The sequence below is a fragment of the Microbacterium sp. M4A5_1d genome, assembly GCF_053345465.1.
This window is the reverse complement of sequence record NZ_JBKFAD010000001.1, coordinates 80425-107385: the sequence shown is the minus strand read 5'-3', so window position 1 is coordinate 107385 and position 26961 is coordinate 80425. Positions and strand designations below refer to the sequence as shown.

The window sequence follows — 26961 nt, the reverse complement described above, 5'->3', positions numbered from 1 at the left end:
CATGGAGTCCGCTCTCACGCGCCCCGGAGCCCGCCCGGCGACCGTGTCGATGCTCACCCTGTCGACGTTCGTCATCGGGTCGATGGTGGGAGCGGGCGTGTTCTCGCTCCCCGCTGGTTTCGCGGCCGAGACCGGGGTCGCCGGGACGCTCATCGCGTGGGCGGTCGCGGGCGGGGGCATGCTCGCGCTCGCCTTCGCGTTCCAGCTTCTGGCCAATCGTCGGCCGGATCTCGACGCGGGCGTCTACAGCTACGCGCGAGCCGGTTTCGGGAGCTACCTCGGATACTTCTCGGCGTTCGGCTACTGGGCCAGCGCGTGCGCGGGCAACGTCTTCTACTGGGTGTTCATCACCTCCACCCTCGGAGCGGTGTTCCCGGCCCTCGGCGCAGGCGACACGGTGGCAGCCGTGGCCGTGTCGTCGGCGGGGCTCTGGCTGTTCTTCATCCTGATCCGCCGCGGAGTGCGATCGGCGGCCGCCGTCAACCGCGTCGTCAGCATCGCGAAGACGCTGCCGATCGTCGTGTTCGTCATCCTCTGCGCCACCGTCTTCGATCCCGCGGTGTTCGCCGCCAACTGGGCGGGCCCGTCGGGCGCTCCGCTGTGGGACCAGATCCGCGCCACGATGCTCGTCACCGTCTTCGTCTTCATCGGTCTCGAGGGCGCGAGCGTCAACTCGCGGCACGCCCGGTCGCGCCGCGACGTGGGCCGCGCGACCCTCCTCGGCTTCCTCAGCGTGCTCGCGGTGTTCGCGTCGGTGACCATCGTCTCGTTCGGCGTGCTGCCGCGGGAGGAGATCGCCGCTCTGCCCGAGCCGTCGCTGGGCGGAGTCCTGGAGACGATCGTCGGCCCGGCCGGTGCGGTCTTCATCGGCGCATCCCTCATCGTCGCCGTGCTCGGCGCGTACCTGTCGTGGACCCTGATGGCCGCGGAGGTCCTGCTGGAGGCGTCGCGGTCGGGCGATCTCCCGAGATTCCTCTCGCGGACCAATGCCGACGACACGCCGGTCGGTGCGCTCCTCCTGTCGACGACGCTGGTGCAGGTGCTGCTGGTCGTGGTCCTCTTCGCCGAGAACGCGTTCTCGGTGGCACTCGATCTGACGAGTGTCCTCGTGCTGATCCCGTTCGTCCTCTCCGCCGGGTACGCGCTCAAGCTCACCGTCACCGGCGAGACCTACCGCCCGGGCGACCGTGCGCGGATGCGCGACCTCGTCGTCGCCGTGATCGCGACGGCGTACACGACGTTCCTCCTGATCGCTGCCGGCGCGCACTACCTCCTGCTCTCGCTGCTGATCATCGTGCCGGGCACAGCACTCTTCGCCGCGGCGCGTCGGCGCGCTGGAGCCCGCGTCTTCACGCGCATCGAATGGGTGATCTTCGGCGCGTCTGTGCTCGGTGCCGTGTGCGCCGTCGTGCTGCTGGCGACGGGCCGCATCACCCTCTGACGCGCGCCCCCGGCGAGGAGGCCGAGACGCGTCAGGACGTCGCGGCGGGCGTCGTCGGCGCGGCGACGGGGAAGAGCTGCTCGAGCAGCTGACCGGTCCAGGCGATGAGATCCGCATCGCCGAGCACGGTGCCGCCTGCCGTCGGCAGCGGGACCACGAGGGCTTCGCCGCCGGCGAGGAGCTTGGCCTTGGGGTACAGCCGCTGCAGTCGGATGCGCATCGACTCGGGCAGGCGCGCCGGCGCGACCCGCAGGTTCGGCCCCATCGCGACGACGTCGGTGAGCCCCGACTGGGCGGCCCGACGACGCAGACGAGCGACCGCGAGCAGTCCCTCCACTTCGGCCGGCGGGCGGCCGTACCGGTCGGTCAGCTCCTCGACGACGAGATCGATCGCGTCATCCTTCGCGCTGACGGCTGCCGCAGCCGACAGCTTCTGATAGGCCTCGAGGCGCAGGCGCTCGCTGTCGATGTAGTCCTCGGGGATGCGCGCCGCCACGGGGAGCTCGAGCCGCAGCTCGGCCGGCCCGTCGACCTCCTCGCCCCGGAAGGTCGAGACGGCCTCGCCGATCATCCGCAGGTAGAGGTCGAATCCGACACCGGCGATGTGACCGGCCTGCTCGGCGCCCAGCAGGTTGCCCGCGCCACGCAGCTCGAGGTCTTTCAGCGCGACCTGCATGCCCGAGCCGAGGTCGTTGTTGACCGCGATCGTCTCGAGCCGGTCGGCGGCGGTCTCGCTCAGCGGCTTGTTCTCGTCGTACAGGAAGTACGCGTAAGCGCGCTCGCGCCCGCGCCCGACCCGGCCGCGCAGCTGGTGCAGCTGGCTCAGTCCGTACTTGTCGGCACGGTCGATGATGATGGTGTTGGCGTTCGAGATGTCGAGTCCGGTCTCGACGATCGTCGTCGAGACGAGGACGTCGGCACGCCGCTCCCAGAAATCGTCCACGACCTGCTCGAGCTGGTTCTCCCCCATCTGGCCGTGCGCGACGGCGATGCGCGCCTCGGGCACCAGCTCACCGAGCTGCGCCGCGACCCGCTGGATCGACTGCACGCGGTTGTGCACGAAGAACACCTGGCCCTCGCGCAGCAGCTCGCGTCGGATGGCCGCCGCGATCTGCTTGTCGCTGCGGGGTCCGACATAGGTCAGGATCGGATGCCGTTCCTCGGGCGGGGTCGCCAGGGTCGACATCTCGCGGATGCCGGTCACGGCCATCTCGAGCGTGCGCGGGATCGGCGTCGCGCTCATCGCGAGGATGTCGACGCCGGTCTTCAGCTTCTTCAGCGAGTCCTTGTGTTCGACACCGAACCGCTGCTCCTCGTCGATGATGAGGAGCCCGAGATCCTTGAAGGCGACCTTCTCGGTCAGGATGCGGTGGGTGCCGATGACCATGTCGACGGTGCCGTCGGCGAGCCCGTCGACCGTCTCGCGGGCCTGCTTCGCAGTCTGGAACCGCGACAGGGGGCGCACCTTGACCGGGAATCCGGCGAAGCGCTCGGTGAACGTCTCGAGATGCTGCTTCGCGAGAAGCGTGGTCGGGACCAGCATCGCGACCTGCTTCCCCTCCTGGATCGCCTTGAACGCGGCGCGGACGGCGACCTCTGTCTTGCCGAACCCGACGTCGCCCGAGAGCAGGCGATCCATCGGGATCGGCTTCTCCATGTCGGCCTTGATCTCGTCGATCGTCTGCAGCTGGTCGGGCGTCTCCGCGAACGGGAACGCCTCTTCGAGCTCGCGCTGCCACGGGGTGTCGGGCCCGAACGCGTGACCCTTCGACGCCATGCGGGCCGAGTACAGCTTGACGAGCTCGACGGCGATGTCACGAACGGCCTTGCGCGCCTTGCCCTTCGCGGCCGCCCAGTCGCTGCCGCCCATCTTCGAGAGCACCGGCGCCTCACCACCGACATAGCGCGAGAGCTGGTCGAGCTGATCGGTCGGCACGAAGAGCTTGTCGCCGGGATAGCCGCGTTTGGCGGGCGCGTACTCGAGCACGAGGTACTCGCGCTGCGTCTTCACCGCGTTGCGTCCGCCACTCGATACCTCGCGCTGCACGAGCTCGACGAACTTTCCGATGCCGTGGGTCGAGTGGACGACGACGTCACCGGGCTTGAGCTGCAACGGATCGACGACGTTGCGCCGTCGTGTCGCGAGCTTCTTCACCACGCGGCCGTCACTGCCGATCGTGCGCCCGTAGAACTCGCTCTCGGTCAGGACGGCGAGCTTCGCCTCCGCCGACTCGAAGCCGCGCTCGAGCGACGCGACGACGCAGACCGCGACGGCCTCGTCGGCCAATTCGGCGACCCCATCGCTCGTGCGTGCGGCGATGCCGCGCTCGGCGAGCACGTCGCGGGCACGGTCGACGAGCCCGGGACCGGACGCGCACACCACGACGCGCCAGCCGCGCGAGAGGAGGTCACCGATATGAGCAGTGGCGCCGTCGACGTTGCCCTGGAAAGACGGCACCGCACTGCCGTCGATGCGCAGGTCGTCGCCCGTGTCGGTCAGCCCCTCGTCCGCGGCATCCGCTGCTCCCGAGTCGAACGCACTGAGCGTCCACCACACGCCGGAGCGTTCACGCATCGCCTCGCGCAGCGCGGGGAGCGTCAGGAAGTCGCCCGCGCCGAGATCGACCGGGCTGTCCGCCCCGGCGGTGGCCGCGCTCCACGCCGCCTCGAGGAACTCACGGTTCGTCTCGCCGAGCGTGCGCGCCCGAGTGCGCGAGCGCTCGGGATCGACCAGCGCGATCGCGGAGCCTCGGGGCAGGTAGTCGACGAGCGGCACGACCCCCTCCGCCAGCGCGGGCAGGAGCGACTCCATCCCCTCGACGGGGATGCCCTGCGACATCTTCTCGAGCATGCCGGTCAGGCTGGGGAACGTCGGCGCCATCGCCGCAGCGCGCTCGCGGACGGCCGGCGTCAGGAGCAGCTCGCGGGCCGGAAGCAGCTCGGCCTTCTCGACCTCGCCCGGGAGCGACCGCTGGTCGGCGATCGAGAACGCGCGGATCTGGTCGACCTCGTCACCGAAGAAGTCGATGCGCAGCGGGTGGTCGGCCGCGGCCGGAAAGACGTCGAGGATGCCGCCGCGCACGGCGAACTCGCCGCGGCGGGAGACCATGTCGACACGGTGATAGGCGAGTTCGACGAGACGGCGGACGACCTGCTCGAGGTCGCTCCCGCGCGTGCCCACCGTGAGCGAGATCGGCTCGGCGTCGGTCAGGCCCGCGGCAAGCGGCTGCAGAGCGGCGCGCACCGAGGCGGTGATGATCAACGGCGTGCCGCCATCATGGGCCGCTGCACGGCGGAGCACGGCGAGCCGACGCCCCACCGTCTCGGGGCTCGGGCTCAGACGTTCGTGCGGCAGGGTCTCCCAGGCGGGGAAGTGAACGATCTCGGCCTCGGGGACGAGACACTGCAGCGCAGCACCGAGCGTTTCGGCGCGACGACCGGTGGGCGCGACGGCGAGGACGACAGCGGGTCGGCCCTCGCTCCGGCGCTGCTCGAGCAGCGCGGCGAGGAGCGGGGCGTCGAGGCCGTCGGCCAGCGAGTAGTCGACGCTGCCGACCGCACCGGATGTCACCGCCTCCCGGAAGGAGTCAGCCTGCGAAAGGGCGCGCACGATCCCGGGAACTGTCACCACAGAAGCCTACCGCCGGCCGCCGACACGGGCGCCTCGCCGTGCCCGGGCAGCGTGCTCAGCGCGGTGCGTGAAAGCGCTGCTGCGCGGCGAGGAGACCATCACCCACGACCGCCTCGACCGCGTCCGCAGCATCCGAGACAAGGATGCCGAGCGTCTTGCGCTCGGTCGCCGAGAAGGGGTCGAGCACCCAGTCGGCCGGATCCTGGGACCCCGTGGGCCGCCCGATCCCGACGCGGACACGCGCGAACTCGGGGGTGCCGAGCGCCTTGGCGATGTCACGGACGCCGTTGTGGCCGCCGTGGCCGCCGCCCGTCTTGAGCTTGATGGTGTCGAAGGGGATGTCGAGCTCGTCATGGACCACGACGACGTGGTCCGGGTCGACGCCGTAGAAGGAGGCCAGCGCAGCCGCGGGGCCTCCCGAGACGTTCATGAACGTCTTCGGCTTGGCCAGCACCATCTTGGCAGCACCGGGCCGGAGCCAGGACTCGGCTGCCCAGGCGTTGGCCTTGTGCGAACGAAGCGTCTCACCGCGCCGGCTCGCCAGTTCGTCGATGACCATCTGGCCGATGTTGTGCCGGGTCGCCTCGTAGCGCGGCCCCGGATTGCCGAGACCGATGATGAGCCAGGTATCCGCCATGGCGCGCCTTTCGAACGACGGAGCCCGTCCTCACGAGGTGAGAACGGGCTCCGCAGGGGTGAGTATTACTCGGACTTCTCGTCGCCCTCAGCCTCGTCGGACTGCTCGGCGGCGGTCGCCTCGTCGGCGGCCTCGATCTCGTCGACGGCGGCGAGCGTCGCTGCGGGGACCGACACGGCGACGACGAGCGTCTCGGGGTCGGTCACCAGCGTGGCGCCGCGGGGCAGCGTCAGGTCGGCGGCCGTGATGCGCGCGCCGTCCTCGAGGCCTTCGACGTCGACCTCGACGTTGGTGGGGATGTGGGTGGCCTCGACCTCGAGCGTGATCGACGACGCGTCCTGCGTCGCGATGGTGCCCGAGAACGGCTCGCCGGTGACGACGACGGGAACGTCGACCTGGACCTTCTCGCCCTTCTTCACGACGAGGAGGTCGATGTGCTCGATGATCTGGCGCACGGGGTCGCGCTGGACGTCCTTGACGAGGACCAGCTGCTCCTTGCCGTCGATGGTCAGCTCGATGACGGCGTTAGCGCGGCGGACGAGCAGCAGCATCTGGTGGCCCGGCAGGGCGACGTGCACGGGGTCGGTGCCGTGCCCGTAGATGACGGCGGGGATCTGACCGGCGGCACGCAGACGGCGGGCGAAGCCCTTGCCGAAGTTGGTGCGCGTCTCTGCAACGACCTTGGTGTCGGTCTCGGTGGACATGCGTTTCTCCTTGTGGGCCCGGGGCCCTGCTCAGCGGTATGCGGGTTCGACGCGAACGCGAGCGCGTGGAGAGGAAACGTCCTGCACACACCCTCGTCGATCACGGATCCCGGTTCCCGCACAGCGGGCACGCGGCATCCCTCGCCGAAGTACACCCCTACTCTACCAGCGCTGGGTAGGGTGGGTGAGACGTCGTCTACGCCCGGAGGAAAAATGGAATACGGCTGGTTCTCTCACGTGCTTCTGTGGGTCATCGGAGCGATGACGCTCGGGTCGATCGTCTCCGTCAGCCTCGCGCTGTTCGCGATGGGACGACAGGGCTACCGCAAGGGCTGACCCGCCCGCGGGCGTCGCCGCGACGGCCCGATCGACGAAAGCGCGAGGCGCGCCACCGGGTGAGGTGGCGCGCCTCGCGCTTTCGTGTCGAGTTCAGGCGGGCCAGACCGCGACGACGACCTTGCCGGACGCCTCCGAGTCCCTCGCCGTCGCGAACGCCTCGACGATGTCGGCGGCGTCGACGACGTGGGTGATCACCTGCTCGATCTCGGGTCGCTCGTCGAGGAGGCGCACCGCCTCGTCGATCTCGTCCTTGAAGCGGAACGTGCCGACGTAGACGACCTCCTTGGAGATGAAGGGCGCCAGGTTGACCGGTCGCGGCTCGTTGGGGACCATGCCCACCTGTACGACGCGCCCCGCCGGCCGCACGGCGCGCAACGCGGCGGACACCGACGCCGCGACGCCCGAGCACTCCAGCACGACGTCGTAGGCGTCGGCGGGGGGCTGCTCCGTGGTGACGTCGAACGTTCGGGTCGCGCCGAGTCGGCTCGCACGGTCGAGGGGTCCGGCCAGCACATCGGTGGCGTGCACCTCCGCCGCCCCGGCAGCGGTCGCCGCTGCCACCGCGAGCAGTCCGATCGGCCCGGCACCGGTCACGAGGACCCGCGCACCCGCGACGTCGCCTACTTTGCTCAGCCCGTGCAGGGCGACCGCGAGCGGCTCGGCCAGCACGGCACGACGGACCGGCAGCGTCGGCGGGAGGGGTCGCACCATGGACCGATCGGCGACGATGAGCTCGGCGAGGGCGCCCTGGGTGTGCGGCGTCGTCGAGGCGCTGCCCAGATACGCTCCGCCCGGCCAGAGGTGCGGGTCGTCGGCGATCGCCTCGACCTTGCGGCCGAAGGTGGCGGGGTGAAGCGTCACGGGCGTGCCGGACTCCCACTCCCCGGTCGGATCGAGATCGATGCGGCCGCTGAGCTCATGCCCCGGGATCAGCGGCTCCCTCACGACGAAAGCCCCGTTGGCACCCTCGTAGTAGTAGTGGAGGTCGGACCCGCAGATGCCGACGAAGTCCACCCGGATCCGCACCTCTCCCTCGCCGGGCGACGGCTCGGGGACGTCCGAGATCTCGATGTGCTGTTTTCCATGGATGTGCGCTGCGCGCATGGCGGTCCTTCCGGATCAGACGACGGCGGTCATGCCGCCGTCGACGAAGATGTTCTGCCCCGACACGAAGCTCGAGGCATCCGAGCAGAGGAAGAGCAGGGCCCCATCGAGCTCGCTGAAGTCGCCCCAGCGCTGTGCCGGGGTGCGCTGCGTGAGCCACGCGCTGAAATCGGCGTCGTCGACGAGGGCGCGGTTCATCTCGGTCGCGAAGTAGCCGGGCGACAGCGCGTTCACCTGCACGTTGTGTCGAGCGAGGTCGGCCGCCATCCCCTTCGTGAGCTGCGCTACCGCGCCCTTGGTCGCCGAGTACGGCGCGATCGTCTGGCGCGCCAGCGCCGACTGCACCGAGGCGATGTTGACGATCTTCCCCGACCCGCGCTCGACCATTCCCGGGGCCACGAAGCGCGCGACGTAGAAGACGCCGTTGAGGTTGGCCGCGACGATCTCGTCCCAGTCGGACACCGAGAACTCCGCGAAGGGGGCCCGCCGCTGGATCCCCGCGTTATTGACGAGGATGTCGGGCACCCCGACCTCGGCGACGATGGCCGCGACCCCCGCCTCGACGGCAGCGGCATCCGTGACGTCGAAGACCGCCGCCACCGGTTCCGGCGAACCGGCTTCGGCGGCCTCACGCCGCGTGCGCTCGACCGCCTCGGCATCACGGCCGTGCACGACGACACGTGCGCCTTCGCGGGCGAGCGCGAGCGTGAGGGAGCGCCCGAGCCCGCGCGACGAGCCCGTCACGAGGGCGACGCGTCCGGTCACATCGAACAGAGAGGACATCGGAACTCCTTAACGTCAGGGCAGAGCCGTCAGCAGCGGCTCAGATGAGGGACGCGAGCCCGAACAGACCGAGCACGAGCACGAACGCGGTCACGGACTCGATGGCCTGCTGCACGGTCCACGTCTTCAGGGTCGTCTTCACGTCCATGCCCATGAGGCGGCCCACGAGCCAGAAGCCCGAGTCGTTGACGTGTCCGGCGAACACCGAGCCGGCCGCGGTGGCCAGGACGATGGCGGCCACCTGGAGCGGGTTGAAGTCACCCGCAGCGACAGCCGGCGCCGCGAGGCCTGCTGCCGTCACCAGAGCGACGGTGGCCGACCCCTGCGCGAGGCGGATGATGACGGCGATGACGTATGCGGCCACGATGATCGGCAGGCCGAGGTCGGACAGCGTGTCGGCGAGCGCGTCGCCGATGCCCGAGGCGCGCAGGACGCCGCCGAACATGCCGCCGGCGCCGGTGATGAGGATGACCGAGGCGACAGGACCGAGAGCCGAGTCGACGACCTTCTCGAGCGCCGTGCCGTTCTCGCCGCGGCGCGTGCCCAGCACGAAGGTCGCGACGATGACGGTGATGAGCAGAGCCACGAAGGAGTTGCCGAGGAGCACCAGCACCTGGACCCACAGGTCGTCCGTCGACACGGCGCCGGCGGAGGCGAGGGTCGTGAGCCCCGTGTTCATGAAGATGAGGAACATCGGCAGGAGCAGGAGCAGGACGATCGTCAGCGGACGCGGCGGGTTCGCCGGCTGGTCGTCATCCTTCTCGCCGAAGAGAGCCGGCACCGGCAGCGGGATGCGCGCGGCGATGAACTTGCCCCACAGGTAACCGGAGACGTACCAGACGGGGAAGACGACGACGAGGCCGAGGAGAAGGACGAGACCGAGGTTGGCTCCGTACGCCTCGGTCGCCGTGACGGGGCCGGGGTGCGGCGGCAGGAAGACGTGCATGACGGAGAACGCCGCGGCGGCGGGGATGCCGAAGAGCAGGACGTTCGCCTTCGAGACGCGGCGGGCGATCGCGAAGATGATCGGGAGCATCATCACCAGGCCCGCGTCGAAGAACATCGGGAAGCCGAGGATGAGCGAGGCGATGCCGAGCGCGAAGGGTGCTCGCTTCTCGCCGAAGACCTCGACGAACTTGTCGGCGAGCGCCTTGGCGCCGCCGGAGTGCTCGATGAGCCTGCCCAGCATCGCGCCGAGGGCGACGAGGAGGGCGACTCCGGCGAGTGTCCCACCGAATCCATCGGTGAGCGTCTTCGCGATCGCCGAGACCGGCACCTGCGCGACGAACGCGGTGAGCAGCGAGACGATGATCAGCGTCAGGAAGGCGTGGACCTTGCAGACGATGATCAGGAACAGGATGAGGGCGATCGCGCCGACTGCGATGAGCAGCAGCGGTCCGGCACCCAGGGTCTGGGTCCAGTCTTCCATCGGTATCTCCGTTGATGTCGGGAAGCGGACGACCGAGGGCTGAGCCCCGCGGATCGTCCCGCGTTAGGATTCGAGCTGCCCCGTGCCACGGCAGCGGAGCAGAGCGATCCTCGCACAATGATCGTATCTTTTACAACCACTGATCGTATTTATCGGAGGCGTCATGGCGCAGGCATCCCACGGATCCGTGCTCGACGCCCTCGGGCTGCGTATCGCGTCGGGTGAGCTCGCACCCGGGTCGGTATGCACCCTCGCCGATCTCGAAGCCGAGTTCGGGGTCTCTCGCACCGTCATCCGCGAAGCGGTTCGGGTGCTGGAGGCGATGGGGATGCTCTCGTCGCGCCGGCGCGTCGGTCTCACCGTGACGCCGACGAACGAGTGGAGCGCGCTCGATACCCGCCTCATCGGCTGGCAGCTCGCATCACCGCGCCGCGACCACCAGATCGTCGTGGTGAACGAGCTGCGGTCCGCCGTTGAGCCGATCGCCGCACGACTGGCCGCCCAGCGCGGCACCGACGTGCAGCGCTCGCAGCTCCTCGGCCTCGCGGCGCGTCTCGAGGAGCTCGGTCGCAGCGGCAAGGGCGCATCGCCGGAGTACCTCGAGGTCGACATCCAGTTCCACGACCTCATCCTCGACATGAGCGGCAACCTCATGCTCGCCGCGAACAAGGCGGCGATCGCCGCCGTCATCGCCGGGCGCTCCGACGTGGGACTCACTCCCGCGATCCCCTACGAAGCGGCGCTCGACAACCACGTGCGCACCGCCGCGGCGATCGCGCGCGGCGACGCCGACGGTGCGGAGCGCCACACCCGTGGCTACGTCGACGCGGTCCTCAGCGAGGTCCGGGCGCTGGTGTGACCAGGCCGTCGGGCTGCTCGCCGCGCAGCGCCGCCAGCAGCGCATCGATCGACTGATCCGTCATTCGCTGCACGGCACCGCTCGTGTGCCCTCCCGCATGCGGCGTCGCCACCACGCCGGGATGCCCGACGAGCGGCGAACTGGACGGCGGCTCGGTCTCGTAGACATCCACGGCGACCCCGTGGAGGCGCCCCTCGTCGAGTGCGCGGCGCGCCGCGGCCTCGTCGAGCAGGCCGCCTCGCGCGGTGTTGACGACGATCGCTCCCGGCGGCAGCAGGCTCAGTCGGCGCGCATCGAGCAGATGACGGGTCTCGGGCAGCAGCGGGACGTGCAGGCTCACCACATCGCTGCGGCGGCACAGCTCGTCGATGCCGACCCGCTCGACCCCGGCCTGCGCGAACGCCTCGTCGGGCAGCATCGGGTCGTACGCGACCACCTCCATACCGAGCCCTCGCGCACGCTCGGCGACCAGGCGGCCGATGGCGCCGAAGCCCACGACCCCCGCGGTGGTGCCCGTGAGCTCCTTGCCCTCGAGGCGCGGCCACTCCCCCGCACGCACCGCCTCGTCGAGCCGCGGGATGCCCCGCGCTGCGGCGAGCACGAGGCCGATCGCGAGCTCGGCGACCGCGATCGCGTTCGCGCCGGGAGTCCGAGTGACCATGACGCCTCTCGACGCGGCGGCGTCCAGGTCGACCCGGTCGACACCCACCCCGTAGCGAGCGAGAACACGCAATCGGGGCGCGGCCGCGAAGACGGCCCCGTCGTATTCGTCGAGCCCGGCGATGATGCCGTCGACATCGGCGACGAGCGGGATGAGCTCCGCCGCCGTGAGTGGCCGCCCGTGAGGATTGAGGATAACCTCGCCGACCTGCTCGCGGAGGCGGCGGAGCGATGCGCCGTGCGGGTCGCGGCACAGAGACGTCGGCGTCACCAGGACCTTCATCGGACTGCCTCGAACGATCCGGGCACAGTGCGCTGATACTGATCGAGGTACCGGGCGAACCCCTCGTCGTATCGATCTCGGTGCTGCTCACGAGGCGTGATCGTCCGCACCTCGACGTCGTCGAAGGCCGGATGCCGCAGGTCGAGCCCGCTCGCGAGCATCCCCATCCGCACCGCACCGACGATCGAGGTGTGCTGCTGCGCCGAGACCTGCATCTCGACCCCGAACACGTCGGCCGTGAGCTGCGTCCAGAACGGCGACGACAGGACGCCGCCGGAGAGGACGATGCGACGAGGCGTCCCACCGAGGGCGGTGAGCTCCTTGTAGCAGTGGTAGAGCGAGTACACGATGCCCTCGAGCACCGACTGGTACATGTCCACGCGCGAGTGTGCCGGCGCGAGATCGACGAAGCCGCCGCGGCGCTGGTCCTGCCAGCCCGGGCTCCGCTCGCCGAACAAGAAGGGCAGGAAGACGGGCAGGTCGACCCGGTCGGTCGACAGCGACGGCTCGATGTCGAGGTAGTCGGTCGAAGCCCCGAACAGGCGGTCGCGCGCCCAGTCGACGCAGTTGCCGCATCCCGAGGTCGCTGCGCCGCTCAGCGCACCGAGCGGCGAGCGGTACGACCAGGTGCTCAGCGTGGGCGAGAACGCCGGATGACGCGACGCGACGCGGAGGGCGCCGCTCGTCCCCATCGAGAAGGTCATCTCGCCGGGCTCGGTCGCGAGGTCGCCGATCTGGTTCAAGCCGCCGTCCGGGCCGGGGGTGAGCACCGGGATGCCCGCGGCGAGTCCGAGGAGCACCGCGGCCTCGGCCGACAGGGGCGCCGTGGCAGTGGTCTCGTGCAGCTCGGGCAGCCGGACGCGACCGAGATCGAACCGGTCGATGACCTCGCTGTCCCACGTCGCATCGGTGGCGGAGAGCAGCCCGCTGCCTGAGGCCAGGGAATCGTTCGTCCAGACCTCACCCGTCATCCGAGCGAAGATGAGGCTGGCCTGGTCGAGGGCCAGCAGCCCGTCGATGTCGAGCCCCTGCGCACGGAGGTGCTGAAGTTTGAACACGGGATAGATGGCATTGACCATGCAGCCCGTGCGCTCGTAGAACCACCACGTGAAGTCGTCGTCCGCACGGAGGGCGGCGCTGAGGTCCTGCGCGCCGGTGTAGGGCCACTCCATCACCGGGGTGACCGCCGAGAGGTCGTCGGAGCGAAGGGTGAGGCCGTGCCACGTGCCGCTCAGCACGATGAGGTCGATCCGCTGGCCGGCTGCGGCCTCGCGACCGAGGGCCATGAGCTGGATGTAGATCGCGTCGGCATCTCGGACGGCCGAATCGGGCCCATCGACTTCGAACCGGCGGCTGCGAACGGCGACCGCGCCGGTGTCCGTGTCGAAGAGCATGGTCTTCGCCGAGGTGGTGCTGGCTTCGAGAGCGAGGATCTTCATAGGGGCCCATCGTCGGGTGTCCGGCGGGCAGCAGCGTCGCCGAGACTCAATGATATGATCATTCGGCCGACGATGGACACCCCGAGGAGAAACATCATGGTCGCTGTTCTCGATCAGATCGCCCGCCACCGCCTCGTTCCGGTCGTCGTGGCCGACACCGCCGACGAGGGCCTGTTCATCGCCGCTGCGCTCGCCGAGGGCGGGCTCCCGGTGGCCGAGATCACTTTCCGCACCCCCGCAGCACCGGCCGCCATCGAAGCCATCGCCGAACGAGGCGACGTGCTCGTCGGCGCGGGCACGATCGTCTCGCCCGCCCAGGTCGACACCGCCGTCGCCGCCGGTGCCCGCTTCCTCGTCTCCCCCGGCTTCCACCCCGCGGTCGCCGACCGCGCCGCCGACCTCGGGGTTCCCCTCATTCCCGGAGCCGTCAGCGCGAGCGAGATCATGGGGGCGCTCGCGGCCGGGATCACCACGGTCAAGTTCTTCCCCGCCGAGACCTCGGGCGGCCTCCCCGCCCTGCGTGCTCTCGCCGGCCCCTTCGGCGACCTGCGGTTCGTGCCGACCGGCGGCATCGACGCCACGAACCTCGACGCCTATCTCGCGCACCCGCAGGTGACCGCCGTCGGCGGTTCGTGGATGCTGCCGCGGACCGCCGTCCGAGCACGCGATGCCGCCGCCATCACCCGCGCCGCATCCGACGCGGTCGCACGTGTCGACGCCTTGTCGCAAGCCGCTCCGGCCGGCCTCCCGAACGGATAAAGTGGCGAGAGAGCCGGGCTCTCTCGCAGCACCTGGCCACCCCACCCGCACGCGAACCTGGAGCTACGCATGGCGTCGACCCCCTCACCGACAGGACCCTCGACCGATCAGGATCAGGCGCCGCACGAAGCGGCCACGGTCCACGAGGGCGCCCCGCGTCCCGAGGAGGTCGACCGCCCGACCCCCGACGAGAGCAGCGCTCCCGCCGAGGCCGGGTCCGGCTCCGCGAACATCGGTGTGGTCGGACTCGCCGTCATGGGCTCGAACCTCGCCCGCAACCTCGCGAGCCGCGAAGGGAACACGGTCGCCGTGTTCAATCGGTCGCGTTCGAAGACCGACGAGCTCATCGAGACTCACCCCGAGGCGGACTTCATCCCCGCCTTCTCCTACGAGGAGTTCGCAGCGAACCTGCAGAAGCCGCGCACCGCGATCATCATGGTCAAGGCGGGTCGCCCCACCGACGCCGTCATCGACGAGCTCATGCGGGTGTTCGAGCCGGGCGACATCATCGTCGACGGCGGCAACTCGCTGTTCACCGACACCATCCGTCGTGAGAAGGCGGTCCGCGAGGCCGGCTTCAACTTCGTCGGCATGGGCGTCTCCGGTGGTGAGGAGGGTGCCCTCCTCGGGCCCTCGCTCATGCCCGGAGGCCCCGACGAGTCGTGGGTGACCCTCGGCCCCATCCTGAAGTCGATCGCCGCGGTCGCCGAGGGCGAGCCGTGCGTGACGCACGTCGGCCACGACGGCGCCGGCCACTTCGTGAAGATGGTGCACAACGGCATCGAGTACGCCGACATGCAGCTCATCGCCGAGGCCTACGACCTCATCCGCCGCGGCACCGGCAAATCGCCCGCCGAGATCGCCGACATCTTCGCCGAGTGGAACCGCGGCGAGCTCGAGTCGTACCTCATCGAGATCACCGCCGAGGTGCTGCGTCAGACGGATGCCGCCACCGGTCAGCCCCTCGTCGACGTGATCGTCGACCAGGCCGGTGCCAAGGGCACCGGCGCGTGGACCGTGCAGACCGCGCTCGACCTCGGCGTGCCCGTCTCGGGCATCGCGGAGGCCGTCTTCGCGCGTTCGCTCTCGAGCCACCGCGAGCAGCGCGACGTGTCCGGCTCGCTGCCCGGCCCTGACGACGCGTCGTTCACGGTCGAGGACGCCGACGCCTTCATCGAGCAGGTGCGCCTCGCGCTCTACGCCTCCAAGATCGTCGCCTACTCGCAGGGCTTCGACGAGATCCGTGCCGGCGCTGCCCAGTACGGCTGGAACATCGACCTCGGCGCGGTGTCGAAGATCTGGCGCGGCGGCTGCATCATCCGCGCGCAGTTCCTCAACCGCATCGCCGACGCGTACGCGACCGGCGACGAGCTCCCCGTCCTGCTGACCGCGCCGTACTTCGTCGAGGCGCTCGGCCGCGCCCAGGACGCGTGGCGCCACGTCGTGCAGGCCGCGGCCGGCGCCGGCATCCCCGCTCCCGCCTTCAGCTCGTCGCTGTCGTACTACGACGGCCTGCGTGCGGAGCGCCTGCCGGCAGCCCTCATCCAGGGCCAGCGCGACTTCTTCGGTGCGCACACCTACAAGCGCATCGACAAGGACGGCACCTTCCACACGCTGTGGTCGGGAGACCGTTCCGAGGTCGAGGCCGAAGACACGCACTGACCCCACTCCTGAGGTCACGAGGCCCCGTCGAGCATCTCCGCTCGGCGGGGCCTTCGCTGTACGCGACGACGAGACGTCAGAGCCAGTCGTTGCGCTTGAAGATCCCGTAGAGACCGGCGCTCAGGAGCACCATCAGCCCGAGCGCCATCGGGTAGCCCCACGGTTGGTCCAGCTCGGGCATGAATCTGAAGTTCATGCCATAAACGCTCGCGACGAACGTCGGGGCGAATCCGATCGCCGCCCACGACGAGATCTTCTTGACCTGTTCGTTCTGGCGCACCTGGACGACGGTGAGGTCGGCCATCTTCTCGTCCAGCCGCTGGTTGACGAGGGTCGCGTGGATCGTCAACGCGTCGTCGAGCGTGTGTCGCATCGACTGCACGCGCTCCGCCACGTACTGCGCGCGGCCGCGGACGTCGTCCCATCCGGCCGGTTCGGCGCCGGCCGCGGCATCCGTGAGGGTCGAAGCGAGCCGCGTCAGGACGTCCGGCAGCGGCGTCGTGGCGTGAGCGAGGTCGATCACCTCCCGCTGCAGGTCGAAGATGCGCCTCGACACTCCGGGGTCGTCGCCGAACAGCTGATCCTCGATCTCGTCGATGTCGTTCTCGACGCCGTCGAGCACGACGCGGTAACCGGTCGTGACGAGTTCCGCGAGTACCCACATGACGGATGCCGGGCCGCGGCGGAGCAGGTCCGGGTGGCTGTCGAGACGACCCTGGAGCTCGCTGAGGTCGATGCGATCCGAGCGCGTCACGGTCACGATGAGGTGCGGTGCGAGGAACACGTCGATCTCGTCGCAGCGGACCGTCTCGGAGGCATCGTCGTAATGCGCGGGCTGCAGCACCACGAAGGCGTGGTCGCCGTACCGCTCGAAGATCGACCGCTGATGCGGGCGGAGGGCTTCCTTGACCGCGATGGGAGGTACCCCCAGCTCGGCCGCGTGAGACTCGATCTGCGCGTCGTCGACGTCGATCAACGCGACCCACGCGAAGCCGCCCCGTTCGCGCGCGAGCACCGCGGCGTCGCGCGGCGCCAGACCGTCGCCGATCCGCGACCCGTCGACATACACCGCCGCCTCAACGTTCGTCATGACGTCACCGTATGCCACATCCCGAGCTCACAGCGCGCACATAGCATCGTCCATAGCTTCTCCATAGCGAACGCCTCACAATGGGCTCATGACCACTCCCGCTCCCACGGCACTGCAGCGTCCCGACGGCTCCCCGCTGCGCATCCTCGTCGTCGACGACGAGCAGATGCTCACCGATCTGCTCTCGATGGCACTGAAGATGGAGGGCTGGGAGGTCCGCTCCGCGGCATCCGGCTTCGAGGCGCTCTCGCTCGCCCGGGAATTCGAGCCGGACGCCATGGTGCTCGACATCATGATGCCCGACCTCGACGGGATGTCGGTGCTGCAGCGCCTTCGTCAGTCCGGCGACGATGTTCCCGTGCTGTTCCTCACCGCGAAGGATTCCGTGGGCGACCGCGTCGCTGGGCTCACAGCGGGCGGCGACGATTACGTCACGAAGCCCTTCAGTCTCGAGGAGGTCGTCGCACGGCTGCGGGGTCTCATGCGGCGCGCCGGAACCGCGACAGCCGGTGGCGCCGACCCCGTGCTACGCGTCGGGGACCTCACGCTCAACGAGGACTCGCACGAGATCGAACGCAGCGGGACGAGCATCGAGCTCACCGCCACCGAGTTCGAGCTCCTGCGCTACCTCATGCGAAACCAGCGCCGCGTGGTGTCGAAGGCCCAGATCCTCGACCGCGTGTGGAACTACGACTTCGGCGGGCGATCCTCGGTCGTCGAGCTCTACATCTCGTACCTGCGCAAGAAGATCGATGCGGGTCGCGAGCCGCTCATCCACACCGTCCGGGGTGTGGGCTACATGATCAAAGCTCCGCAGTGACGTCCGCCCCGGATGGCGCCGGCGCGCACGGGCGCACGGACCGGCGCGCCCGCAAGCGCTGGACGCTGCAGACGCGGCTGATGGTCACGGTGGTCGGTGTCGTCGCGCTGACGCTCATCTCGAGCGCCGTCGGGCTCGCGACCACGATCGGAACTGTGCTGGTCTCAACCGTCACCACCAACGCCGAATCGCTCACGCGCGGGCTCAAACTCTTCGACAGCAGCGGCTACGTCGTGCGTGTGCGCTCCGCGGAGGAGACGATCGCCGGCACGACGGGTCTCCCGTATGGTTACACGCTGCTGGTGCAGGACCCGCGCGGTCCCGTCACCGGCGCGACCTTCGACGGCGACGAGGGAGTGCGCAGCCTCACGACCGCGGAGCTCAACGATCTGGCTTCGACCGACCTCAGCGCCCTTCCGGCGACGATCGAGATCGGCGATCTCGGCGCGTTCCGCGTCGTGTCGTTTAAAGCGGGCGACATCACCGGGCTGGGTGCTCTTCCGCTCGCACAGGTCGATACGACTGTCGCAATCGTCGTCACCACGATCACGATCGTGACCGTCGGCGGCCTGCTCCTCCTCAGCGCGGCGATCGCGGTTGTCATCCAGCGCTCACTCCGGCCGTTGCGCGTTGTGGCTGACACAGCGACGAGGGTCGCGTCGCTCCCCCTCGCGCAGGGCGCTGTCTCCATCACCGAGCGCGTGCCCGCAGAGGAGACCGACGACCATGATGAGATCGGCCGCGTGGGCGCCGCCCTCAACACGCTGCTCGACCATGTCGACGCATCCCTCATCGCACGCCAGCGCAACGAGGAGCGCATGCGGTCGTTCGTCGCCGACGCCAGCCACGAGCTGCGCACCCCGCTCGCCTCGATCCGCGGATACTCGGAGCTCTCGTTGCGCGCGATGCGCCAGGGCGTGCCCGGGGTCGAAGAGACGACGACGGCCGCCCTCGAGCGCATCCAGGCGCAGTCGCTGCGCATGACCAGGCTCGTCGAAGACCTGCTGCTCCTCGCCCGCCTCGACGAGGGCCAGGAGCTCGTCTACGGCACCGTCGACCTGACGGCGCTCGCGGTCGATGCCGTCGCCGACGCGCGTGCCGCGGGCCAGGACCACGAATGGCGCTTGGACGTCGGCGACGATCCGGTCATCGTCGCCGCGGATGCCACCCGCATCACGCAAGTCGTCGCGAACCTCTTGGCGAACGCCCGCGTGCACACCCCGGCGGGGACCACCGTCACCACCTCCGTGCGCGTTGCGGACGGCACGGCGATCCTGTCGGTGCACGACGACGGCCCGGGTATCGACCCCGCCGTGGCTGACGAAATCTTCGAACGCTTCTCACGCGGTGATCGCTCCCGCGCGCGTCAGACCGGCGGCACAGGGCTGGGCCTGTCGATCGCGCGCGCGATCGTTGCCGCGCACGGAGGCTCGCTCACCGTGCAGAGCGAGCCCGGCTCGACCACCTTCGAACTGCGCCTGACCGCGAGACCGGCCGCCCCGGAGACGGGCGAGCCGTCGGATGCCGGGACGGGACCGACCACGAATGAGCAGGCGAGCGGAACGCAGGACATGCCGTGACGCTCGGTGAGCCGCGGATCGTGGCGGTCCGCCGCGGGCGGGTGCAGCCGTCCAGCTCATGGATCTACGTCTGGGTCGACGCGGCGACAGGCGACATCGCCTACGTCGGTGCGACACCGTACGACCCAGCGCTCCGCACTCACCTGCACCTCGAGAGCGACGATGCGCAGCTGGGCAGAGTACGAGCGACCGTAGACGGATATGCGGAGCGCGACTTCGACGTTCTCGCTTTCGAGCTCGCCGCCGACATCGAACGCGCTGAAGCGAAGGACCTCCTCAAGCGCCGTCTCCGCGGGGATGCCAGCCCGTCGCCGACGGATGCATCGACGGCGCTGTGGCGCGCGGTGGATGACATCGCACGTGCTGTCGAACACCGTTGTTCCGAGATCGACGGGCGCGGTCGGGCGGGCGGCTGAGCCGGTCGGCGATTCCTCCCCAGGGGTGGGGTCTGACGAGTTTTGCATTTCGTAGCTATGTTCGATGTGGATGTCTGACCCGGCTGCCACAATGGGAACATGTCAGCGAACAGGGGTGGCGGCTCGGACGAGATCGAGGTCTCGCCGCACGGCCCCGCGATCGCGGCTTACGGCGAGGCGCTCGCGCTGGTGCATGACGCGGATGTCGCTTCGGTGCGGGCTCTGGCCGAGCTGGGCCGGTCCGCGTTGCGTGAGGCGCGCCGTGACGGAGTGCGTGGGATGGCCTCGGACATGGAGCTGCGGTCGGTCGCGGCTGAAGCTGCGGGGCTGGCCCGGCGGACCGACAGGCGCCTGCAGGCCGACATCGACCATGCGCTGACGATCGTCGACGATTACCCGACCGTCTTTTCGGCGTGGGAGGAGCGGCGGATCACCCGCGACCACGTCGACGCGGTCGTCACAGCGGGGACCGGGCTGCCCGATGAGGTGCGGGGCGAGTTCGAGGTCGCGGCGATCGCGGTGCGCGAGCGCGACATCGCCACCCGGGTGAAACCGGCGCTGCGTGCCCTCGCGGAGAGACTTCATGAGCGCACGTTCACCGACCGGCACCGCGACGCCGCCGCCGGGCGGTGTGTGCGGGTCTCACACGGAACGGACGGGATGTCGGATGTCATCGCGACCGTCCCGACCGTGATCGCGGTGGGCATGCTCGACCGGCTCACGCAGATGGGACAGTCCGTCAAGGACGCCCGGACCGTGGGTGCGGATGCGGATGCGGGTGCGGGTGCGGGTGCCGGGGCGGATGCCGCCGGGGCGGATGCCGTCGGGGCGGGCGAGCCCGCCGATACGCGGACGATGGATCAGCTGCGGGCCGACATCCTCGGCGACCTGGTGCTCGGCGGGGCGCCGGTCGTTGACCCGACGTATGGGATCGATCGGGCTGGTGGGCTCGGGGCGATCCGGGCACGCGTGCAGGTGGCGGTCACCGCCGAGACGTTGATGGGGCGTGACGAGAACCCCGCCGAAGCCGTGGGTGCGGGGCTTGTCGATGCCGAAACGGCGCGCGAGCTCGCGGGGCAGGTGTCGGAGTGGGACCGGCTCTTCATCGACCCCGTCAGCCGTACTCCCGTCGAGATCGACACCTACCGGCCGACCGCGTCGATGAAGAAGCTCCTGATGGCGCGGGATCAGCACTGCCGGTTCCCCGGATGCCGACGGGCCGCGATCCGCTGCGAACTCGACCACACGGTCGATTACGCCCTCGGCGGCCACACCCACATCTTCAACCTCGCCCACCTCTGCCAACGACACCACTCCATGAAGCAGTTCACCAAGTGGGAGGTCAGGCAGGTCGGCGGCGGCGTTCTCGAATGGACCTCACCCCTCGGCCGGATCTACCGCGAAGACGTCCCCATACCCGCCGTCTGCTTCACCATCGACACCTCCGGCCCACCGCGATCTCGCGTCGGATCCGGCGGGCCGCCGCCGGATCTCGCTCCACCCTTCTGATGCGTCGCGACCCTTCTGATGCGTCGCGCGATCTCGACACGCACTGCGAATTCAGTATCCGGCGAAGGCGTCCGTGGTGAGCGACCGCGCTTTCGAGAGCGCCGGGGCGAGGTCGGCGATGAGCCGCGGCGGTCCCGAGATGAACGCGTGCCGTTCGGTGAGGTCCGGCACGAGCGTGGCGAGAGATGCCGCGGTCAGCCGCGCCCCGCCCGTCCACGTCCAGTGGTCGGGCAGGTTCCGAGGCTCGTCTCGCGTCACGACCATCACCGGGATCTCCGCAGCGATGATGTCATCGCGGAAGGCCAGCTCGTCGGCATCCGATGCCACGTAGACCATGACGACATCCCGCCGCTCCCCCGCCAGACGCATCTCGCGCAACTGCGAGACGAAGGGCGTCACCCCGATACCGGCCGCGACGAGCAACACCTTGGCATCGGTCCGTGCGGGGAGCACGAAATCGCCCCACACGCCGGTGACGGGAAGATCGCGACCGGGCTCGACCAGCGCGAGCGCCTTCTTGTAGCTCGACTGCGACCCCTCGCGGATGGCGATCCGCACCTCCGGCAGCTCCGCGGGCGCCGAAACGATCGAGAATTCGCGCCGCGTGCCCCGCGCGTCGGGACGGCGATGCGGCACTTCGAGCTCGAGGTATTGACCCGGGCGGAATCGGAAACCCCGGTGCGCCCGAAAGGTCAGCTCGCGAACGGACGGAGTCAGGGCTGTGCGCTCGACGAAGGTCAGCCGCACCGCGGCGCGGTACGCGAAGAAGAACGCCAGCAGGTTGCCGATCAGCAGCCCACGCTCCTGCCCGAGGCTCACGTCGCCGACGAGGATCGGCCATCCCGCGAGAGCCCCCACGAGAGCCGCGACCGCGTACTGCTGCCGCCGACGCGGCGGCAGGGTCAACGGCTCCGACAGCATGAACGCGCCGAGGAACAGGAACGGCGACGACCACAGCACCTGCGCGATGACGGACGCGTCGACGGGGAGCGACACCTGCGCGTACTGCACGAACGTCCGCACGAGCGCGACGGCCACCGCGACGATGAGGAAGACCGCGACCACCCGCACCTTCTCCGTGCGCACGAGCACCAGCCCGCCGAGCACGATGACCGGCACGGCCAGCACAGGCGAACCCACCCACCATGCGGATGCGCCGAGGTCGGGGAACGGGATGCTGAGCACCGTCAGCACGGTCGCGCCCGCCGCCGCGGGGTTGAAGATGTGCCGCCCGCGCCAGGCCAGCAGGTACTTCGAGGCCGAGGCCACCGCTCCCGCGACGGCGAGCCCCAGGAGTCCGACCGGCTCGAGCGTCGGGCGCAGGACGAACAACAGGATGAGCGCGGTGATGAGCGCCGACTCGATGCGCCAGGTGCGACCGAGCATCCGCTGCGCAACGGCATCGACCGCGATGATCGCGACGGCCAGCACGATGAGCGACACCGGCAGCGCGAGCGGGTCGCCGGCGATCTGACCCACGAGAGTGAGCACGAAAGCGATCACCGTCAGCGCGGAGAGTGCGACGAGGACGAACCGGTACATCGACACTCGCCCGAGCGCGCCGACGGTCCGATTCCGAAAGGCTGTCAGGGACGTCATACGAACAACTCCGCTTCGCAGTGAGGTGACCATTCGACGGAACCGTCGGTGCGCATCCGCACCCACGATGCCCCCTGCGCCTGCGCGAACCGCGGGCCGCCGTCGAAGAAAAGGGCGGTGGCGACGGCATCCGCCGTCATGGCGTCCGAAGCGACCGCCCACGTCGCTGCGTACTCCCGAACCGGCTCGCCCGTGCGCGCGTCGAGAACGTGATGCAGACCATCGCCCCACGCTCGACGGTTGGTCGCGGAGGCGCACAGCGCCCCGGCGTCAAGCGTCCAGACTCCGACCGCCCGGGACCCGTCATACGGGTGCTCGAGCGCGACACGCTGCTGCACCCCGTCGATCGCGAGGTCGCCGCTCGCATCGACGACGAGCCAGCCGGCCGTGCGCCGCCGCAACTCCGACATCACGAGATCGACGAGGCGACCCTTGCCCACCGCGCCCACATCGATCGTCGCCTGGCTGTGAAGCGTGAGTCGGTCGTCCGCCAGCTCGACGACATCGCGCCACCGGTCCGGCGCGGCCATCGCCCCGCGATCGCGGAGGGAGTACGAGCCGTCGTAACCGCGCCGGGCGAGTGCGTCACCCACGAGCGGGTTCACCGCGCCGTCCGTGACGTCGGCCAGGTCGCCGTACAGCGCCAGCAAGGCCGCGGCGTCGGGAGGCGCCGCGACCGATCCGCCCGACGCCAGCCGGCTCACGGTCGAGTCCGCGCGGAATCTCGACCAGTCCCGATCGAACGACTCCACGAGCGACATCACCGCTGACCGATCGCCGTCACGCAGCGGCACCTCGCTGTCGACGCACCACGCGGTTCCGATGGCGCCGAACTCCCACCGCCCGAAGCCGGCAGTCGCGACGATCATGCTGCCGCGTCGGTGCGGATCTCCTCGACCGCCGCGTTGAAACCACCGCTCGTGAGCGACGAGCCCGCCACGCGGTCGACCTTCACGTCGTCGAGGCTCTTGCCGACGACGGCATCCGAGATGCCGCCGATGAACTGCGACTGGTACTGCTTGCTCTCGCGGCGGGTCGGCTCACCGGTGACCTCGACCGCGGTCACGGCATCGGATTCGACCGTGAGCGTCACGGTGATCGTCTCGGGGCCCTCGGGGGTCTGATAGGTCCCCTCGGCCGTGTACGTGCCGTCGGTGTAAGTGCCGCCGGTCGCCCCCGACGAACCGCTCGGGCTGCTCGAACCGGTCTCGGTCGTCGCGTCGGCGGAGGGCGCCGTGCCTGATGCGGGCTGCTCGCCTTCGGCTTGGCCCGCGCAGCCGGCGAGGAGCGCAAGGCCGGCGACGGACGCCGCGGCGGCGGTCACGCGGAGCGAACGGGGTACGGCAGTGGCGCGGATCATGATGGGTCCTCCTGTGTCGTGCCCCTCCGGGGGGAGGTGGGCTGATCTCACGCTAGCGGCCCGTCGCCATGGCTCCCCTCTGTCGTTCCTATGCGTTTGCATCGAGTTCCGGCGCGCGCCACAGCGCTTTCAGCCCTTCGACCGCGAAGAAGATCGCCACGGCGAACCCCAGCGGAAGCAGCCAGGCCTGCGCCGAGAGCGGCCGCGAGTCGAACAGCGCGTTCATGAACGGCACGTACGTGTAGATGAGCTGCAAGCCGACGAGGGCTGCAGCCGACCACCAGATCACCCGGTTGCCGCGCAGGACATCCCGGGTCAGGCTCGAACGGCGCAAGAACCGGCAGTTCAACAGGAACGCCAGCTGGCCGAGCGCGAGTACGGAGACCGAGACCGTCCGGGCGACATCCAGCTCGGCGCCCGTTGCTCGAACGATCGCGAACGCCGCGAGCGTCGCTCCCCCGATCATCACCGACACGATGAGGACGAACAGAAGTTCGCGCAGCGAGATGATCGACCCGCCGCTCGACCGGGGCGGTCGCGACATGATCCCCGGCTCGGCCGGCTCGTACGCGAGGGCGAGCGAGAGCGTCACCGCCGTGACCATGTTCACCCACAGCACCTGCACGGGAGACAACGGCAGCGCCAACCCGAAGACGACGGCGACGAGGATCACGAGCGACTGGGCCCCGTTGGTGGGCAGCAGGAACACGATCGACTTGCGCAGGTTGTCGTAGATCCGGCGCCCCTCGCGGATCGCGGAACGGATGGTGGCGAAGTTGTCGTCAGCGAGTACGATCTCGGCGGCTTCTTTCGTCGCCTCGGTGCCCTTGATCCCCATCGCGACTCCCACGTTCGCGCGGGTGAGCGCGGGGGCGTCGTTGACGCCGTCACCGGTCATCGCGACCACCTCGCCGTGCGACTGGAGCGCTCGGACGATACGGATCTTGTGCTCGGGACTCGTCCGCGCGTAGACGTCGACGTCGCGGACGACATCCTTCAGCTTCTCCTGGCTGAGCGACTCGAGCTCGCCGCCGGTGAGCACGCGGGGTTCGTCATCCGACACCAGCCCCATCTCACGGCTGATCGCGACGGCCGTTCCCGCATGGTCGCCCGTGATCATCTTCACGCGGATGCCGGCCCGGTGGCAGTCGGCGATCGCCTCGACGGCCTCGGGCCGCGGGGGGTCGAGGATGCCCCAGAGGCCGAGGAACTCCAGCTCATCGACGTCGTCGATCCCGACCTCGTCGAGGCGCGACGGCTTGCGCGCGGCGGCGAGCACGCGCAGGCCCTCGGCGCTCAGCTCGGCGATGACCGCATCCCAGAACTCGCGGTCGAGTTCCTCCGGCCCCGCGGCCCCGCGCTGGCGCGTCGAGCGGTCGAGCAGCCGGTCGGGCGCGCCCTTGACGAGGAGAGCGCGCGACCCGTCGGCGCCCTCGTTCAGGGTCGCCATGAACTTGTTCTCCGAGTCGAACGGGAGCACGTCCACGCGACGGACGCCCTCTGCCTCACCGTCGTGTCCGCCCTTCATCGCGACGACGCGCAGCGCACCCTCGGTCGGCTCACCGACGAGCTTCCAACCGTCGTCATCCGAGACGATGTTCGCGTCGTTGCAGAGGTCCGCTACGGCGAGGACGGCCGACAGATCACCGCCGGAACGCCCGTCCCCGTCGGTCCGCTCGATCTCGCCCGCCGGTTCGTAGCCCAGCCCCGAGACGTCGTAGCGGGCGACCGGGGTGACGATCCGCCGCACCGTCATCTCGTTCTTCGTCAGCGTGCCCGTCTTGTCGGAACAGACGGTCGTCACCGAGCCCAGCGTCTCGACAGCGGGAAGCTTCCGCGTGATGGCGCGACGCCGGGCCATCTGCTGGACACCGATCGCCAGAGTGATCGTCACGAGCGCCGGCAGCCCTTCCGGGATCGCCGCCACCGCGAAACCGATCGTGGCCGAGACGAGCTCGCCGAACGGCATCCCGTGCACGAATCGGCCGACGAGCATCATGGCGGCCGCCATCCCGAGGATGACGAGGGTCAGGACCCGCCCGAACGCGTCCAGCTGCTTCGTGAGAGGCGTCGTCAGGGCTCCAGCGCCCCCGACGAGCTCCTGGATCTTGCCGATCTCGGTACGAGCGCCCGTGCCCGTGACGATTCCGCGGGCCTGTCCCGCCGACACGATCGTGCCGGAGAACGCCATCGACGCCCGGTCGCCGACGCCGGCATCCGCGTCGACCGGATCGGTGTGCTTCGACGCCGGTACCGACTCGCCGGTCAGCGCCGCCTCGTCGATGCGCAGCTGGCTCGCCTGGACGAGCCGGAGGTCGGCCGGAACCTTATCGCCCGGTGACAGGCGCACGACATCGCCGGGCACGAGCTCGGCGGCGGGCACACTCCGCCACGAGCCGTCTCGGCGCACGCTCGCATCCGACGACAGCATGCCGCGGATGCCCGCGAGAGCCTTCTCGGCGCGCCCCTCCTGGGCATACCCGATCACCGCGTTGATGATGGCGACGGCGAGGATGACCCACACGTCGAGCCAGTCCGCCATGACCGCCTTGATCGCGGCGGCGGCCAGCAGGATGTAGATCAGCGTGTCGTTGAAGTGCGAGAGGAACCGCAGCCACGCGGGCGTGCGCTTGGCCTCGGGAAGGACGTTCGGCCCCACCGCGTCGAGGCGCCGCCCTGCTTCATCCGAGCTCAGGCCGTCGGCACTGGTTCTGAGCGCCGCGGCGACCTCGTCGACGGGGCGGGCGTACGAGCGAGGCGACTCGAGATCCGCCTCGGAGACAGGGGCAGCCATGGGCCGATCCTACGGCGTGCGGCTTTGCGGTACACCGGAGGCCGCCGGAGAAGATCCCGGTGC

At 69.9% G+C, this 26961-nt stretch carries 22 protein-coding genes; 9 read left to right on the top strand and 13 right to left on the bottom strand.

Features of this window, described 5'->3' with window-relative positions; genetic code table 11:
• The first annotated feature begins 1 nt into the window (after position 1).
• A complete protein-coding gene (locus ACLBWJ_RS00430) occupies positions 2–1441 on the top strand; it encodes a basic amino acid/polyamine antiporter (protein WP_447660069.1) in 1440 nt (479 codons plus the stop codon).
• A 31-nt stretch (positions 1442–1472) separates the two neighbouring features.
• On the opposite strand, the gene mfd is transcribed toward ACLBWJ_RS00430, so the two are convergent.
• The 3 genes from mfd to ACLBWJ_RS00415 form a co-directional block, all read right to left on the bottom strand.
• Positions 1473–5069 (bottom strand): transcription-repair coupling factor, encoded by a 3597-nt coding sequence (gene mfd, locus ACLBWJ_RS00425; RefSeq protein WP_274177996.1) that lies wholly within the window; start codon positions 5067–5069, stop codon positions 1473–1475.
• A gap of 58 nt (positions 5070–5127) precedes the next feature.
• Positions 5128–5709: an aminoacyl-tRNA hydrolase gene (pth, locus tag ACLBWJ_RS00420; RefSeq protein ID WP_274177997.1), complete on the bottom strand. Its 582-nt coding sequence runs from the start codon at positions 5707–5709 to the stop codon at positions 5128–5130.
• A gap of 65 nt (positions 5710–5774) precedes the next feature.
• On the bottom strand, positions 5775–6413 hold the full coding sequence (locus ACLBWJ_RS00415) for a 50S ribosomal protein L25/general stress protein Ctc (protein ID WP_269266094.1): 639 nt from the start codon (positions 6411–6413) through the stop codon (positions 5775–5777).
• Positions 6414–6626: 213 nt separating this feature from the next.
• On the opposite strand from ACLBWJ_RS00415, the gene ACLBWJ_RS00410 reads away from it, so the two are divergent.
• Positions 6627–6749 carry a hypothetical protein gene (locus ACLBWJ_RS00410; protein ID WP_274177998.1) on the top strand — a complete coding sequence of 41 codons (123 nt, stop codon included), beginning with the start codon at positions 6627–6629 and terminating at the stop codon, positions 6747–6749.
• A 93-nt stretch (positions 6750–6842) separates the two neighbouring features.
• Here the strand turns inward: ACLBWJ_RS00410 and ACLBWJ_RS00405 are convergent, their stop codons facing one another.
• From ACLBWJ_RS00405 to ACLBWJ_RS00395, 3 genes are read right to left on the bottom strand one after another with little or no spacing between them, the layout of a single operon-like run.
• Positions 6843–7856 (bottom strand): zinc-binding dehydrogenase, encoded by a 1014-nt coding sequence (locus tag ACLBWJ_RS00405; RefSeq protein WP_274177999.1) that lies wholly within the window; start codon positions 7854–7856, stop codon positions 6843–6845.
• A gap of 15 nt (positions 7857–7871) precedes the next feature.
• Positions 7872–8639: an SDR family oxidoreductase gene (locus ACLBWJ_RS00400; RefSeq protein ID WP_447659568.1), complete on the bottom strand. Its 768-nt coding sequence runs from the start codon at positions 8637–8639 to the stop codon at positions 7872–7874.
• A gap of 40 nt (positions 8640–8679) precedes the next feature.
• A complete protein-coding gene (locus ACLBWJ_RS00395) occupies positions 8680–10068 on the bottom strand; it encodes a GntP family permease (RefSeq protein ID WP_274178000.1) in 1389 nt (462 codons plus the stop codon).
• A gap of 163 nt (positions 10069–10231) precedes the next feature.
• Here ACLBWJ_RS00395 and ACLBWJ_RS00390 point away from each other — a divergent pair, with 163 nt between their 5' ends.
• Positions 10232–10927, top strand: a complete 696-nt coding sequence (locus ACLBWJ_RS00390) for a FadR/GntR family transcriptional regulator (protein ID WP_114589581.1) — start codon at positions 10232–10234, stop codon at positions 10925–10927.
• Here the strand turns inward: ACLBWJ_RS00390 and ACLBWJ_RS00385 are convergent.
• Both ACLBWJ_RS00385 and ACLBWJ_RS00380 read right to left on the bottom strand, forming a co-directional pair.
• On the bottom strand, positions 10902–11858 hold the full coding sequence (locus ACLBWJ_RS00385) for a phosphoglycerate dehydrogenase (protein WP_274178001.1): 957 nt from the start codon (positions 11856–11858) through the stop codon (positions 10902–10904). The genes ACLBWJ_RS00390 and ACLBWJ_RS00385 overlap by 26 nt on opposite strands.
• Positions 11859–11866: 8 nt before the next feature.
• Positions 11867–13309: a gluconokinase gene (locus tag ACLBWJ_RS00380; RefSeq protein WP_274178002.1), complete on the bottom strand. Its 1443-nt coding sequence runs from the start codon at positions 13307–13309 to the stop codon at positions 11867–11869.
• 96 nt (positions 13310–13405) lie between these two features.
• Between ACLBWJ_RS00380 and eda the strand changes: the two genes are divergently transcribed.
• Both eda and gndA read left to right on the top strand, forming a co-directional pair.
• Positions 13406–14068, top strand: a complete 663-nt coding sequence (gene eda / locus ACLBWJ_RS00375; protein WP_274178003.1) for a bifunctional 4-hydroxy-2-oxoglutarate aldolase/2-dehydro-3-deoxy-phosphogluconate aldolase — start codon at positions 13406–13408, stop codon at positions 14066–14068.
• A 69-nt stretch (positions 14069–14137) separates the two neighbouring features.
• Positions 14138–15730 carry an NADP-dependent phosphogluconate dehydrogenase gene (gndA, locus tag ACLBWJ_RS00370; protein WP_274178004.1) on the top strand — a complete coding sequence of 531 codons (1593 nt, stop codon included), beginning with the start codon at positions 14138–14140 and terminating at the stop codon, positions 15728–15730.
• 76 nt (positions 15731–15806) lie between these two features.
• Here gndA and ACLBWJ_RS00365 read toward each other — a convergent pair whose 3' ends face one another.
• Positions 15807–16820, bottom strand: a complete 1014-nt coding sequence (locus ACLBWJ_RS00365) for a magnesium and cobalt transport protein CorA (protein WP_274178005.1) — start codon at positions 16818–16820, stop codon at positions 15807–15809.
• Positions 16821–16908: 88 nt separating this feature from the next.
• Here ACLBWJ_RS00365 and ACLBWJ_RS00360 point away from each other — a divergent pair, with 88 nt between their 5' ends.
• From ACLBWJ_RS00360 to ACLBWJ_RS00345, 4 genes are all read left to right on the top strand, one after another.
• On the top strand, positions 16909–17640 hold the full coding sequence (locus ACLBWJ_RS00360) for a response regulator transcription factor (RefSeq protein WP_274178006.1): 732 nt from the start codon (positions 16909–16911) through the stop codon (positions 17638–17640).
• Positions 17637–19220, top strand: coding sequence for a sensor histidine kinase (locus ACLBWJ_RS00355; protein ID WP_323985794.1), 1584 nt, complete (start codon positions 17637–17639; stop codon positions 19218–19220). The genes ACLBWJ_RS00360 and ACLBWJ_RS00355 overlap by 4 nt, the downstream gene beginning before the upstream one ends.
• Positions 19217–19636, top strand: coding sequence for a hypothetical protein (locus ACLBWJ_RS00350; protein ID WP_282501039.1), 420 nt, complete (start codon positions 19217–19219; stop codon positions 19634–19636). Before ACLBWJ_RS00355 ends, ACLBWJ_RS00350 begins: the two co-directional genes overlap by 4 nt.
• Before the next feature lie 99 nt (positions 19637–19735).
• The gene (locus ACLBWJ_RS00345) at positions 19736–21145 is read left to right on the top strand and encodes an HNH endonuclease (protein WP_447659567.1); all 1410 of its coding nucleotides are present in this window, start codon (positions 19736–19738) and stop codon (positions 21143–21145) included.
• 51 nt (positions 21146–21196) lie between these two features.
• On the opposite strand, the gene ACLBWJ_RS00340 is transcribed toward ACLBWJ_RS00345, so the two are convergent.
• From ACLBWJ_RS00340 to ACLBWJ_RS00325, 4 genes are all read right to left on the bottom strand, one after another.
• On the bottom strand, positions 21197–22744 hold the full coding sequence (locus ACLBWJ_RS00340) for an FAD-dependent oxidoreductase (RefSeq protein WP_282501041.1): 1548 nt from the start codon (positions 22742–22744) through the stop codon (positions 21197–21199).
• Positions 22741–23613, bottom strand: a complete 873-nt coding sequence (locus ACLBWJ_RS00335; RefSeq protein ID WP_282501042.1) for an FAD:protein FMN transferase — start codon at positions 23611–23613, stop codon at positions 22741–22743. Before ACLBWJ_RS00335 ends, ACLBWJ_RS00340 begins: the two co-directional genes overlap by 4 nt.
• A complete protein-coding gene (locus ACLBWJ_RS00330) occupies positions 23610–24104 on the bottom strand; it encodes an FMN-binding protein (RefSeq protein ID WP_274179526.1) in 495 nt (164 codons plus the stop codon). Before ACLBWJ_RS00330 ends, ACLBWJ_RS00335 begins: the two co-directional genes overlap by 4 nt.
• 88 nt (positions 24105–24192) lie before the next feature.
• Positions 24193–26898: an HAD-IC family P-type ATPase gene (locus ACLBWJ_RS00325; RefSeq protein ID WP_274179527.1), complete on the bottom strand. Its 2706-nt coding sequence runs from the start codon at positions 26896–26898 to the stop codon at positions 24193–24195.
• Positions 26899–26961 lie beyond the last annotated feature (63 nt).